Below are 13309 nucleotides of genomic sequence, written 5' to 3'. Positions count from 1 at the left end.
TGATCATGCCCAGCAACGACAGCAAAAACGTCGAGTTCGGGGTTTTCCTGCCGGTCGGCCACGGCGGCTGGATCACCTCCACCACCAGCCCGCAACTGCCGGCCACCTACGATTACAACAAGCAAGTGGCCATTCTGGCGGAAGACCTGGGCTTCGATTTCGCCCTCTCCATGGCCAAATGGCGCGGTTACGGCGGCCCGTCCCAGCACTGGGACGTGACCCTCGAAAGCCTGACCACCATGGCTGGCATCGCTGAAGCCACGAGCCGCATCGGCGTCTGGGGCACCGTGCACACCATGGTCTTTCACCCGGCTGTGGTAGCGAAGATGTCGGCGGTGCTCGACCAGATCTCCAAAGGCCGTTTCGGCCTCAATATCGTGTCCGGCTCCAACCCGACCGATCAGGGGCAAATGGGCCTGTGGGTCGACCTCGATCACACCGAGCGCTATGAACTGGCCGAAGAATGGCTGACTGTGCTCAAGCGCCTGTGGACCGAAGACCGCGTCGACCACAAGGGCAAGCACTACGAACTCATCGACTGCATGTCCAACCCCAAGCCCGTCACGCCGCCGCCGATCATCTGCGCCGGCGCCTCGGATCGCGGCTTTTTGTTCACCATGCAGCACTGCACGGGCAGCTTCATGCTCGGCTCCGATCACGATGACTTCATCAAGACCGGCCTGCGCGCCAAGGAGCTGGCCGCCCAACAAGGCAAGCCTGACTTCAAGACCTACGGCCTGTTCACCATCGTCCCCGGCGCCACCGACGCCGAGGCCCGCGAGCGCGTGGCGTTGTATGACGCCGGCGTCGACAGCATCGCCCTCGACAACCAGACCCGCGAGTACTCCGGGGACAAGAGCTTCAAGCAGAACACCATGGCCCAGCGCTTCGTGTCCCAGGGCGAGCAACGCAATTCGATGACCCGCGCCGCGCTGGTGGGCTCGCCGGAAACCATCGGCAACAAGCTGGCGGAAATCATCAAGTGCGCCCAGCTCGATGGCGTCACGGTGATCGTCCCCGACTTCATCGACGACCTGCGCACCGTCGGCACCGAGGTGCTGGAAGTGCTCGAACACCACGGCGTGCAGACCCACGCCCGTGCTCACCAAAAGGCGACTCGCTGATGAAACAAGGTCCTTTCAACCCCGCCGGCCTGAAACAGCAGAGCTACTACAACCATGGCGTGTTGCGTGTCGGCCAGCCGGTGTTCCTCACCGGTCAGGTGGCTTGGGACGCCGAGGGCGAGGTGGTCGGCAAAGGCGATATCGACGCCCAGGCACGCAAGATCTGGGAAAACATCGGCCTCGCGCTGGCGGCCTTGGGTGTCGGCCCCGAAGCGGTGGTCAAGCTCAACACCTACGCCCTGTCGCGCGAAACCATCCCGGCATTGCACAGAGCCCGCGAAGCCTTCTTCGCCGGGCACGACCTGCCCGCCAGCACCTTCGTGGTGGTCGCCGGGCTGGCGGATCCGGCGCTGCTGGCCGAGATCGACGTGACCTTGATTCTGCCGCTGGACTGAATACCCCCTCAAGCCTCCCCTGCGTCTCTATCAGGAATTTCGACATGAACATTCAAACGATGTTGGCAATCGCGGCGACCGCAACCCTCGGCTACGGCACCCTCGCTCAGGCGGCAGACGCCCCGCGCGCCGCCGCGCTGTTCACCCAGACCGTCACCCAGGGCACCTGGGACGCCGCCGGTTATGCGGGTTTCAAGGCCATGGCCGACCAGCAGGGGTTGAAGTCCAGCTACCTGGAACACACCTCCTACGAAGCCGCACCCGCCGCCCTGCGCCAACTGGCCTCCGACGGCGTCAAACTGATCATCGCGCATTCGTCGGGCTACTCGGCGGCGATCAAGGAAGTGGCGCCGTCGTTCCCCAACACGCAGTTCGTGCTGTACTCCTATGAAGGCTCGACCGCCAACCTGGCCAACTATTCCGCCTGGTCGGTGGACTGGGACGAATACGGTTTCGTCCTCGGCGCCCTCGCAGCGGCGGCCAGCAAGAGCGGGCACATCGCGGTGATCAGCGGCGAGCCGATTCCCTCCGCCGAGCGCACTGTGCAGTTCATCAAAAAGGGCGCGGCGTTCATCAATCCCAAGGTGCAGGTCGATAGCGCCTACGTCGGCTCGTTCGTCGACGTGGCCCGTGCCAAAGAGATCGCCACCGGGGTCATCGCCCGCGGTGCCGACTTCGTGATCCCGGCCGCCGACACCGCCGACGCCGGCATCCAGCAAGCTGCCGATGAAGAAGGCGTGCTGACTATCGGCTCCTATGGCGACGAGTCCAAGGCTTACCCGAACGCGGTGATGACCTCTACGATCATGAACTTCGGCAAGTCCTACGCCGACATCGGCAAGGCGTACGCGGCCGGCAAACTGGGCAACCGTATCGTCACGGAAAACCTGGCTTCCAACGGCTGGTCGCTGATGATGCCCTTCGCCCATGTCGATGCCAGCGTGCAGGCCAAGGTGCAACAGGTCATGGATGATCTCAAGGCCGGCAAGATCAAGATCGAAGGTTGATCGCCATGGCCGCCTCGATCATCGCCCTCGATCACGTATCCAAGCGCTATCCCAACGGTTTTCTCGCTCTGGACCAGGTCTCGCTGGCTTTTCAGGCCGGCGAGATCCACGCCTTGCTGGGCGAGAATGGCGCGGGCAAGTCGACGCTGATGAACATTCTGTACGGCGTGCACGAGCCCAGCGCGGGCGGCGTGCTGATGCAGGGGCGGCAGGTGGTGCATCGCCGCCCGGCCGATGCGATCGCCAACGGCATCGGCATGGTGCATCAGCATTTCAAGCTGGTGATGCCTTTCACCGTGACCGAAAACCTGGCGCTGGTGGCCAAGGGTGCGCAACAAAAACTGTTCCGCCGCCACAGCGATGTACGGGCGTTCATGGAGCGTTATGGCATCGATCTCGACCCGGCGGCCGTCGTCGGGCAATTGCCGCTGGCGCTGCAGCAGCGGGTGGAAATTCTCAAGGCGCTGGTCAATGACAGCCGGGTGCTGTTGCTCGATGAGCCATCGACCATCCTGACGCCGGTAGAAATCGACAACCTCTACGTCACCCTGCGCCGCATTGCTTCGCGCGGCACGGCGGTGGCGGTGGTGACCCACAACGTCGATGAGGTACTGGCCAACGTCGATCGCTACACCGTGCTCAAGCGCGGGCGCACCAACGGTACCGGCTTGATTGCCGACACCACGGCGGCAGAACTGGTCGAGCGCATTGTCGGCCATGCCGTGGCCAATGCTGCGCGCATCGGTCGCCCGCGCCAGGGCGGCGCCGAACGCATGCGCCTGGCCGGCGCGACGTTGCGCCCGAGCAGCGGTTCGCCGGGATTGCACGCCATCGACCTGGTCTTGCGTGCCGGTGAAGTGGTCGGTGTGGCCGGCGTTGAAGGCAATGGCCAGACCGAGCTGTTCGAGTTGCTCGCCGGGCAACGCATTCCAGAGTCAGGGCAGGTGCAGCGCAGCGGCCCTGACATCAGCGTCGCACTGGTGCCTCAGGACCGTCATCACGAGGGCCTGTCGCTGGACTTGTCGGTGGCGCAGAACCTGCTCTACCCGCGGATCATGACCGGGCAGTATCGCCGCTTCGGCCTGCTCGACCATCGCGCGATCGGCGACCGGGCCAGGGCCATGATCGCCGCGTCGGATATTCGTACGCACTCTCACTCAAGCCCTGCGCGGTCGCTGTCCGGGGGCAACCAGCAGAAAATCGTGGTGGCGCGCGCCATGGACCAGCACGCCGCGATCATCGTCGTCTACCAACCCACTCGCGGCCTGGATGTAGCCGCCGCCGAAGCGGTGCTGACGCGCCTGGCGGCGGCTGCCGATGAAGGGACCTGCGTGGTGATCATCTCGTCGAACATCGATGAATTGATTCGTGTCTCGGACCGCATCCTGGTGGTCAACAGCGGGCGCATCACCGGTGAAGTCGCAGGCGCGGCCATGTCGGTCACGGCCATCGGGCCATTGATGACCCAAAGCCGCCCTACTCATTCAAGCATTGCGGAGGCTGTCGATGCCTGAACCAAAAAATCCGATCGTGGCGTTGCGCGGGCTGTTGGCCAGGCTCAGCGTGCCGTTGTCGCTGCGGGTCACCCTGAGTGCGTTTATCGGCTCGCTGCTGCTGGGGCTGGCGTTGATCGCTTGCCTGGGTTTCCCGCTGATGGCGGCAATACGGGTGGCGGTCGAGGGTTCGTTCGGCGACGCCCGGGCGATCTCCGACACCCTGGTGTTCATGACCCCACGGCTGCTGGTGGCGCTCGGCGCGCTGGTGGCCATTCGCGGCGGCATGTTCAACCTCGGTGGCGAGGGCCAACTGCAAATGGGCGCGATGGGCGCCATGCTCCCCTACCTGGCGTTCGGTGATATCGGCCCGGCGCTGCTGCCGCTGTCGATCGTAGGCGGCGCACTGTGCGGGGCCCTCTGGGGGGCGATCCCGGCAGTGCTGAAACTGTGGCGCGGCGCCGACGAGATCATCGTTACGCTGCTGATGAACTTCATTGCCATCTACTGGGTGAAGTACCTGGTGCAAGGGCCGATGCGCCCGGCCGGCTCGACCTTCAACATGTCGGCGCAGCTGCCGGCCGACGGCGTGTTTTTGCCCTTGATCGCCGGGACCCGCTTGCACCTCGGGGTGATCCTCGCGGTGCTGATTGCGCTCGCGCTGTGGGTGCTGCTACAGCACACCGCCTTCGGCCTCAAGCTGCGCGCCAGCGGTCAGAGCCCCGGCTTCGTGCGCCTGCAGGGGCAATCGGCGGGGCAGATGATCCTGTCGAGCATGGCGCTGTCCGGGGCCATCGGTGGCCTGGCCGGCGCCTTCGAAGTGCTCGGTGTGCAGTATCGGCTGATCGATGGCTTCTCCTCCGGGCTCGGCTTCGAAGGGCTCGCAGTGTCGTTCCTTGCCGGACTCGAACCCTTCGGTGCCGTGCTCGTGTCGTTGTACTTCGGGGCTATCAACAACGCTGCCCTCGCCTTGCAGACCTCGCTGTCGATCCCGGCGGCGCTGGCTGACGTGCTCAGTGGCCTGCCCATTCTGCTGCTGGCCGTGATCAGCGGCGTCATGCTCACCAAAGGGAGACCTGTATGGACATCAACTCGGTAACCATCGCGCTGTTCCTGGCCGGCGGTGTGCGGCTGTGCGTGCCGGTACTGCTGGCGGCCCTGGGTGAAGTGGTTTCGGAGCGCGCCGGGGTTTTCACCATCGGCCTGGAGGGCTTGATGCTGTTCGGCGCCGTGGCTTCGGCGGTAGGCCTGGCATCGACGGGCTCGCCGGTGGCAGCGCTGGCGATCGGCATGCTCGGCGGCCTGGTCGCCGCTGCCATCCTGGCGCTGGGCACGGTGCTGGCGCGGGCCAATCAGATCGTCATGGGCATTGGCTTCAACCTGTTCGCCATCGGCGTGACCTCGCTGATCCGCCAGGTCGTGCTCAGCGATGCGCCACCGGCAGGCTCGCTGCGGGCAGTGACCCTGATGAAACTGCCGTGGCTGGCGGACCTGCCAGTGGTGGGCCGGGCGTTGTTCTCGCAGAGCCCGGTGTTCTATTTCGCGGTGCTGCTGGCCATGGCGCTGTGGCTGACGCTGCGTTTCACCCGCCTTGGCCTGTTGCTGCGCGCGGCGGGCGAGAACGCGGCAGCGCTGGATGCGGCCGGCCATCCGGTACTCGGGCTGCGCCTGGGCGCGACGCTGTTCACGGGCCTGCTGGCGGGCCTGGGCGGCGCCTATCTGTGCGTGGTGGCCTCGGGCGGCGTGTTTATCGACAACATGACCTCCGGGCGCGGTTATCTGGCCATCGCCATCGCTATCTTCGCGCGCTGGATGCCGTTGCGGGTATTGCTGGTCGCCATGGCCCTGGGGCTGCTCGAGGCGCTGCAGTTTCAGGGCCAGTACCTGGGCATCGACATTCCCGCGCCGCTGCTGATGGCCACCCCGTTCGCCGTGGCGCTGCTGGCCTGGATCGTCATGGGCCGCGCCAGCGCCGCTCCGGCGGACCTGGGCCGGCCGTTTTTACGCGGTGCCGGGCACTGATCGTTCATCACCCACAGGGCCCATGCCCTCTCGTTAACCAGGAGCAGCACATGAATCAGGCAATCAACCCCGCAGGCTGGATCATCGGCAAGACCGCCACCGGGCTCAACCACCTCAACTGGGGCATCAAGGCCGGCAATCAGGTGTTCGTCGCGGGCATGCTCTCTACCGATCCTGTCGATGGCAGCCTGGTCGGCATCGGTGACATAGAGGTGCAGACCCGCCGCGTGCTGGACAGCATCAAGGTGGTGCTCGAAGCCGCTGGCAGCAGCATGGACCACGTCACCATGAACCAGATTTTCTTGCGCAACCTCGAGGACTATCACGCGTTCAACGAGATCTACGTGAGCTATTTCCCGAACCTGCTGCCGGCGCGTTTCTGCGTGAAGCTGGAGATGGTCAAGCCTGAGTTTCTGGTCGAGATCGCTACCACTGCGGTCATTCCAGCCTGATGGGCACGCGGGGTGCCCATCGCGGCGCCCTGCTCTACGAGGACAGTCGATATGCAGTACAAGTACCTGGGCCGCAGTGGGCTCAACGTTTCCGAAATCTGCCTGGGCACCATGATGTTCGGCGGCGCCACCGACACGGCGACGTCCGAGCGGATCATCGCCAGCGCGCGGGACAGCGGGGTCAATTTCATCGACACTGCCGATCTGTACAACCAGGGGGAATCGGAGCGCGTGGTCGGCCGTGCCATCGCCGCCGAGCGCGACGCTTGGGTGCTGGCGACCAAGGTTGGCAACCCGATGGGCACCGGGCCCAACCAGCGCGGGATGTCGCGCAAGTGGATACGCGAGGCCGTGCATGGCTCGTTGCAACGGCTGGGCACCGACTACATCGACATTCTTTACATGCACAAGGCGGATTTCGAGGCGCCGCTCGAAGAGATGGTGCTGGCTTTCGCCGACCTGATCCGCGAGGGCAAGATCGGCTACTTTGCGGTATCGAACTTCAAGGCCTGGCGCCTGGCCGAAACCGTGCGCCTGGCGCGTGAAGCCGGCATCAGTGCGCCGATAGCGACGCAACCGCTGTACAACCTGGTCAACCGTGAAGCCGAGGTCGAGATCCTCCCGGCCGCGCACCACTATGGCGTCGGCACGGTGTGCTACAGCCCGTTGGCCCGCGGCATCCTCACCGGCAAATACCGCGCCGGCGCGGCGCCCGAGGCCGGCAGCCGCATCGCCCGCGCCGACCCGCGCATGCTTGAAGCCGAGTGGCGCCCCGAGTCGCTGGCGGTGGCCGCGCAACTGGTCGACTACGCCGAGCGCACCGGCCGCCAACCGGCGCACCTGGCGCAGGCCTGGGTCATGCGTAACACCCAGGTCACCAGCACCCTGGTCGGCCCGCGCACCTTCGAACAATGGCAAGACGGCGTCGCGGCCCTCGCCTGCCCCTGGAGCGCCGAGGACGAGCGCTTTTGCGATGCGCTGGTGTCACCCGGCAAGAGTTCGAGCCTGGGCCCGGTCGACCCCCATCACCCGATCGAAGGCCGTGTGCCGCGGTTTTGAACGTTAGAGGAATAGCCATGCCACACCTCGATAACCACAGCCCGGCGGATGCCTATCGCGCCGGCATGCGCCGACTCGCGGCGGGCGTCTGCCTGATCACCAGCCACCGCGGCGACGTGTTCGGCGGCATGATCGCCACCGCCGTGACGTCAGTGAGCAGCGATCCGCCGACCTTGCTCATCTGCGTCAACCGCAATGCCTCGTTGTTCGAGATGATCCAGGAAACCGGCCGCTTTTGCGTCAATGTGCTGGCCGCCTCGGCAGTGCCCATCGTCGAGCAGTTCAGCAGCTCCGCGCGGCGTGGCGAGCGTTTCACCACGGACGAGTGGACTACGCTTGCCAGCGGCTCGCCGATGTCCGCCCACGCGCTGGTGGCGTTCGACTGCCAGGTGGCGAAGGTGGTGGACTGGCAGACCCACGGGATCTTCCTCGGCGAAGTGTGCGAGGTACTATGCCCGGATAGTGTGGCCGCGCCGTTGCTGTATATGGATCAGCGGTTTCACCAGTTGGGGGAACTGCCCATTCTCTGATCGGCGTTCATTGGGCGCTTTACCTAACCTTTACGAACCCTAGACCTCCCCTGACACGGATTCGTTGTTTCATAGATCCATGGCGAACCCACACACGACGCCAGAGGAGACACCTATGATTTCGAAGCTGACTCAAGCCCTGATCCTGTCCGGTTGCCTGGTGGCTGCAGGCGCGGCCTCTGCTGACCAGCGCGATGTAATAGTGCCCGTCATCGCCGGGGCGGCAGTGGGAGCGGTATTGGCCACCGTGATCAGCGGATCGGGCCACGACAACCACCACTACCGCCAGGAATACCGCGGTTATGGTCCGCAGTATCAACCAGTGGCGTACGTGCCGGTGCAGCCGCGGTATGAGTACCGCCGCTACGCACCACCACCGCCACCGCGCTACTACGGCGGTGGCCATGACCGGGGCTACGATCGTGGTTATGATCGCGGCTTCGACCACGGTCGGGGTGATGGTCGCTGGTAAGGCTGTCGCTCGCCAACAAAAGCCGCTGTCGTTGCTGACAGCGGCTTTTTCGTTCATGGCGGTGAACGCAGGGCTGAACTATGATCGCTGCCTGACTGCCGCCACGGACCACCCCGCCGATGCCATCGCCTCTGACCCGCTCGACTCCCGCCCCCCTGCTCAAGCCCGGCGAGACCGTGGTGTTGTTCGATGGCGTCTGCAAGCTGTGCAATGGCTGGGCGAGGTTCCTGATCCGTCACGACCGCCAACAGCGCGTGCGCCTGGCCAGCGTGCAATCGCCCGAAGGCCAGGCGCTGCTGGCCTGGGCCGGGTTGCCACTGGACCAGTTCGATACCATGGCGGTGATTCGCGATAACCACTACTGGGTGCAGTCGGATGCTTTCTTCGAGGTGGTTGCGCAACTGCCCGGCAAATGGCGCCCCTTGCTGCTGTTACGCGGCTGCCCGCGGGCGCTGCGGGACTGGGCCTATGATCGTATTGCGTTCAATCGCTACCGGCTTTTTGGCAAATATGATCAGTGTTTGCTGCCCTCGGCTGATCATGCACGGCGGTTCTTGAAAGCCGCCACAGTTATCCCTGAGACGTGAGCGCGCCATTTGCCCGACGCTTGCGAAACTCCGCGACCTTATGCCGGTTGCCGCACAAGGCCATGCTGCACCAGCGGCGTTTGTGCGACTTGGTGCGGTCGTAGAACATCAGTGAGCAGTCCGCACTCTCGCATTTGCGCAACAGTTGCACATCGCCCTCGGCGAGCAATTGGGCGGCGGCGAAGGCGATCTGACTAAGCCTTCGCACGACGCCATCCGCTTGCTGAAAACGCTCGAGCACCGGCGGCCCTGCGCCGTCCCACGACAGTTGCGGCACGGCCGGTCGCAGGAAGGCGTTGAGCGCCGATGGATCAGCCGGGAGGTTATCGCGACGCGCGGCCACGAGGCTGTCGATGCTATCGCGCAACAAACGCAGTTGCGCAACCAGGCGGCCGTCTTCAAGCCCGGTCAGCTCATCGGCGGGGCCCAGCCCGACTTGCTCGAGCCAACGAGCAGCGTCCTTGTCATCGGCCAGCAGGTCGCGTTTTCGCCCTTCCACCATCATCTGCGTATTCAGCAAATCCAAGGCCAGGTGGTCGCCCAACAACAGCGGATTCAGGGAGCCTTCGAGGGAGGTCATGGTGGTCATCCAAAGTACGATTCGGCAATTGTAACCCATAAAAACAATTTGACCAGTTACCAAATCCATGAAAGATTGAGTCTGTAACCACTAAAACCATATTTGAGAGTTACAGGAGCCTGTCCCATGACCCACCACACCCCGATTGCGTACAAATATGCCGACGCCGACGGCCTTCGCGTGTTCTACCGCGAAGCCGGCTCGGCCGATGCCCCCGTGCTGTTGCTGCTGCACGGCTTCCCCAGTTCGTCCCATCAATTTCGCGAGCTGATTCCGCTGCTGGCGCACAAGTACCGGATCATCGCGCCGGACTTGCCCGGTTTCGGCTTCACCGAGGTGCCGACCGCACGCGACTACGTCTACACCTTCGACGCCCTCGGCAAGACCCTCGAGGCCTTCGTCGACGCCTTGGGGCTGACACGCTACGCCCTTTACGTCTTCGATTACGGCGCACCCGCCGGCCTGCGCCTGGCGCTGGCGCACCCCGAGCGGGTCAGTGCGCTGATCTCGCAAAACGGCAATGCGTATCTGGAGGGGTTGGGAGATGCCTGGGCACCGATTCGCCAGTACTGGGCCGAGCCGACTGCGCAAAATCGCCAGGTCATCAATGATGCCGTGCTCACCCTTGAAGGCATTCGCTACCAGTATGTGGAGGGGGTCGCCGACCCGCTGGCCATCGCGCCCGAGGCCTATTACCTCGACACGCTGCTGATGGAGAGCCGGGGTAATCGGGATATCCAGCTGGACCTGTTTTACGACTACCGCAACAACCTGACGCTGTATCCGGCGTTCCAGCAGTTTTTCCGTGATACCCGGCTGCCGACGCTAGTCATCTGGGGCAAGGGCGACCCGTTCTTCATTGCGCCGGGCGCCGAAGCCTATGCGCGGGACAATCCCAACGCGGTGGTCGAGCTGCTGGACACGGGCCACTTTGCGCTGGAAACCCATGTGGGGCACATTGCCGAGCGGATCGTCACGGTGCTGGGTGATGCCATCGATTGAGCCCACCCAACCCGATTGCCGCCACCGTCAGCGCGTCACTGCCGCTGCGGTGGGCAGGTGATGGCTGTGGCCTCGCACCGCCAGAATCACCACTACCATGCCTACACCGCACACGGCGGCAGAGATAACGAACGCCACGTTATAGCCGCCGCCGAACTGCACCACCATGCCGGTCAGTGCCGGGGCGATGATCCCGGCCAGGTTCGCCAGCAGATGGACGAAGCCGCCAGTGCCGCCGACGCGATTTTTCGGCACGATGTCCTGGATCAACGACCAGCAGATCTGCGGGGTCACGAACAGGAACACGCTGGACACGGTGATGCACGCCACCGCCATGCCCAGCGAGGCCACTTGCGTGGTGATCAGCACACAAGCGGCCGCCACGCCGAGCCCGACAGTGAGCATGATCTTGCGCGCGAGGATCACATTGCCGAGTTTCTTGCCGAGCAGGTCGGTGAGAAACCCGCCGCCCAAAAAGCCCACCGCTGCGCCCAACCAAGGGATCACGCCGATGATGCTCATGCTTTTGATATCCAGATGCTGGTAGTCCATGAAGTAGCTGGGCAACCAGGTCAGGAAGAAATACAGCACGTAGTTGAAGCAGAAAAATGCCGTCGCCACCGCCAGTACAGGCGCCGAGAAGATATAGCTGAACAGGCTGCGGCCTTCCTTGACGTTGTCGACCAGCACTTCTTCGCGGCTGGCACGGATCAGCTGGCGCTCGGCCTCGGACACCTTCGGATGCTGCTCGGGGGTGTCCTTGAAGATCATCAACCAGGCCAGCAACCACAACGCCCCCAGCACGGCGATCACCACAAAGGAGATGCGCCAGCCAAAGTTATAGGCCACCAACCCGACCACCGGGCCGGCCAGCGCTGCGCCCAGAGGCTGCCCGCAGTTGGTGAAACCCAGCGCTCGCCCGGCCTCTTCACGAGGGAACCAGTTGGTAATCGCCTTGTTGGTGGTGGTGCCCATCGGGCCTTCGCCCATGCCGAACAACACGCGGAACACCAGCAATTGGACGTAACCGGTGATCGCGGCGGTCAGCCCGCAGAATATCGACCAGGTGCCCGCCGCCCAGGCAAATACCTTCTTTGGCCCGTACTTGTCGGCCGCCCAGCCGCCGATGAAACACAGCGCGCAATAGCCAATGAAGAAGCTGCTGAAGATAAAGCCCATTTGCGCGTCATCAATATGCAACTCGCTCTTGAGCAGAGGGGCGACCACCGACAGCGCCGCACGGTCGAGGTAGTTGAGCATGCCGGCGAAGAACAGCAAGCCGGCGATGTACCAGCGGTAATTGCCTTTCATTTTTCTATGGCCTTTATTGTTGTTGATGACACAACTGAACGGTTTTAGAGGAGCACCACGCGCTCGACGCAGTAGTCTTCGATCACCTGCAGATCAGGCGCAAAGCCGAGCCCTGCAGCGGTTGGCAACTCCATGCGCGGCGTGAACGCCAGGGCCGGGAACAACAGGCGCTCGAACTCGATGAACGGCACCTCCACGGCGACATCGGCAGGCAGCAAGGTGCACAGGTGCGCCACGGCCAACAGGCCAGGGCCGAAATAGAAGCAATGGGGGACGACCTTCACGCCATGCTGCTGCGCCAGATCGAACACCTGGAGCATGGCGCTGATGCCACCGATCTTGGCCACACTGGGTTGCACCACATCGATCGCCTGCTGTTCGAGCAGCGCCTTGATGCCTTGCACCCCGGCCGCGTTCTCGCCAGCCGACAACGGCACGCCCTGGCGCCGCACCTCGGCCAGGCCGGCGATATCATCAGGTGGCCAAACGGGCTCTTCGAGCCAGGTCAACTCCAGGCTGCGCAAGCGCTGGGCGACATCGCTGGCCTGGGCGACCGACCACGGGCAATTGACGTCGACCATCAACTCGCCCGCCGCCACCGGCAATGCCTCGCGGGCTGCGGCAATGGCGTCGACCTCGGTCTCATGCAGTTTGATCTTGCGAAAGCCCAGCGCGCGAGCGCGGCTGACCTGGCGGCGCACTTCGTCAGGATCGTTGCCGTAACTGACCAGGCTGGCATACAACTCCAGGGGGCGCGCAACGCCGCCGAGCAGCTGATACAGCGGCACGTCGGCGACCTGCGCGGCGAGGTCCCACAAGGCAATGTCGATGCCCGAGAGCGCGTAGACCATTGCCCCGGTCGAGCCAAAACCATGCACAGCACGGCGCGCCTTCTCCAGCGTCTGCTCGCGGTCCTCGAGCCGAGTGCCGATGAACATCGGCCCGACGACATCGGACAACGCTTTGAACGTCACCGGGTTGGAACCGTGTCCGAACGCTTCGCCCCAGCCCACTCGCCCGGTGTCGGTGGTGATCTTGAGCATCAGGCTTTCCATACGCCGATGACGCGGCGAGGCGGCGTTGAAGGCGTCATCGTCCTTGGCCTCGCCCAGATTGCGTCGCGATTCGGTGCCCGCGGTGAACGGCATACTGATGCGGATGACTTCGATGCTGCGAATGATCACAGGTCGGTTTCCCCAGCTTTTATTGAAATTGTAGACCTGCAAAAAACACAGGTACGTTATCGTACAAGATCAGGGGAAATGGTGAAACACT

General features: G+C 64.0%; 15 protein-coding genes. 12 read left to right on the top strand and 3 right to left on the bottom strand.

Annotated features, from left to right (window positions below; genetic code table 11):
- Window positions 1-5: 5 nt before the first annotated feature.
- From REH34_RS24945 to REH34_RS24895, 11 genes are all read left to right on the top strand, one after another.
- Window positions 6-1124, top strand: a complete 1119-nt coding sequence (locus REH34_RS24945; protein ID WP_311969522.1) for an LLM class flavin-dependent oxidoreductase — start codon at window positions 6-8, stop codon at window positions 1122-1124.
- Window positions 1124-1519 carry a RidA family protein gene (locus tag REH34_RS24940; RefSeq protein WP_311969521.1) on the top strand — a complete coding sequence of 132 codons (396 nt, stop codon included), beginning with the start codon at window positions 1124-1126 and terminating at the stop codon, window positions 1517-1519. The genes REH34_RS24945 and REH34_RS24940 overlap by 1 nt, the downstream gene beginning before the upstream one ends.
- A gap of 44 nt (window positions 1520-1563) precedes the next feature.
- Window positions 1564-2526 (top strand): BMP family protein, encoded by a 963-nt coding sequence (locus REH34_RS24935; protein WP_311969520.1) that lies wholly within the window; start codon window positions 1564-1566, stop codon window positions 2524-2526.
- Window positions 2527-2531: 5 nt separating this feature from the next.
- A complete protein-coding gene (locus REH34_RS24930) occupies window positions 2532-4040 on the top strand; it encodes an ABC transporter ATP-binding protein (RefSeq protein ID WP_311969519.1) in 1509 nt (502 codons plus the stop codon).
- On the top strand, window positions 4033-5118 hold the full coding sequence (locus REH34_RS24925; RefSeq protein WP_311969518.1) for an ABC transporter permease: 1086 nt from the start codon (window positions 4033-4035) through the stop codon (window positions 5116-5118). The genes REH34_RS24930 and REH34_RS24925 overlap by 8 nt, the downstream gene beginning before the upstream one ends.
- Window positions 5100-6041: an ABC transporter permease gene (locus REH34_RS24920; RefSeq protein WP_311969517.1), complete on the top strand. Its 942-nt coding sequence runs from the start codon at window positions 5100-5102 to the stop codon at window positions 6039-6041. Before REH34_RS24925 ends, REH34_RS24920 begins: the two co-directional genes overlap by 19 nt.
- Window positions 6042-6091: 50 nt before the next feature.
- Window positions 6092-6493, top strand: a complete 402-nt coding sequence (locus REH34_RS24915; protein ID WP_226506064.1) for a Rid family hydrolase — start codon at window positions 6092-6094, stop codon at window positions 6491-6493.
- Between the two features lie 51 nt (window positions 6494-6544).
- Complete coding sequence (locus REH34_RS24910) at window positions 6545-7552, top strand: aldo/keto reductase (protein ID WP_311969516.1); 1008 nt, start codon at window positions 6545-6547, stop codon at window positions 7550-7552.
- A 17-nt stretch (window positions 7553-7569) separates the two neighbouring features.
- On the top strand, window positions 7570-8082 hold the full coding sequence (locus tag REH34_RS24905; protein ID WP_311969515.1) for a flavin reductase family protein: 513 nt from the start codon (window positions 7570-7572) through the stop codon (window positions 8080-8082).
- Window positions 8083-8197: 115 nt separating this feature from the next.
- Window positions 8198-8554 carry a hypothetical protein gene (locus REH34_RS24900; protein WP_311969514.1) on the top strand — a complete coding sequence of 119 codons (357 nt, stop codon included), beginning with the start codon at window positions 8198-8200 and terminating at the stop codon, window positions 8552-8554.
- A gap of 119 nt (window positions 8555-8673) precedes the next feature.
- Window positions 8674-9141, top strand: a complete 468-nt coding sequence (locus REH34_RS24895; RefSeq protein WP_311969513.1) for a thiol-disulfide oxidoreductase DCC family protein — start codon at window positions 8674-8676, stop codon at window positions 9139-9141.
- On the opposite strand, the gene REH34_RS24890 is transcribed toward REH34_RS24895, so the two are convergent.
- Window positions 9125-9721, bottom strand: coding sequence for an ABATE domain-containing protein (locus tag REH34_RS24890; protein ID WP_311969512.1), 597 nt, complete (start codon window positions 9719-9721; stop codon window positions 9125-9127). The two genes, REH34_RS24895 and REH34_RS24890, sit on opposite strands and share 17 nt — an antisense overlap.
- A 126-nt stretch (window positions 9722-9847) precedes the next feature.
- Here REH34_RS24890 and REH34_RS24885 point away from each other — a divergent pair, with 126 nt between their 5' ends.
- Complete coding sequence (locus REH34_RS24885) at window positions 9848-10723, top strand: alpha/beta hydrolase (protein WP_311969511.1); 876 nt, start codon at window positions 9848-9850, stop codon at window positions 10721-10723.
- Between the two features lie 27 nt (window positions 10724-10750).
- On the opposite strand, the gene REH34_RS24880 is transcribed toward REH34_RS24885, so the two are convergent.
- Both REH34_RS24880 and REH34_RS24875 read right to left on the bottom strand, forming a co-directional pair.
- The gene (locus REH34_RS24880) at window positions 10751-12034 is read right to left on the bottom strand and encodes an MFS transporter (RefSeq protein WP_311969510.1); all 1284 of its coding nucleotides are present in this window, start codon (window positions 12032-12034) and stop codon (window positions 10751-10753) included.
- A 44-nt stretch (window positions 12035-12078) separates the two neighbouring features.
- The gene (locus tag REH34_RS24875) at window positions 12079-13218 is read right to left on the bottom strand and encodes a mandelate racemase/muconate lactonizing enzyme family protein (RefSeq protein WP_311969509.1); all 1140 of its coding nucleotides are present in this window, start codon (window positions 13216-13218) and stop codon (window positions 12079-12081) included.
- Window positions 13219-13309: the final 91 nt, after the last annotated feature.

Source organism: Pseudomonas baltica, assembly GCF_031880315.1.
GTDB lineage: Bacteria > Pseudomonadota > Gammaproteobacteria > Pseudomonadales > Pseudomonadaceae > Aquipseudomonas.
This window is presented reverse-complemented; position numbering and strand designations above follow the sequence as displayed.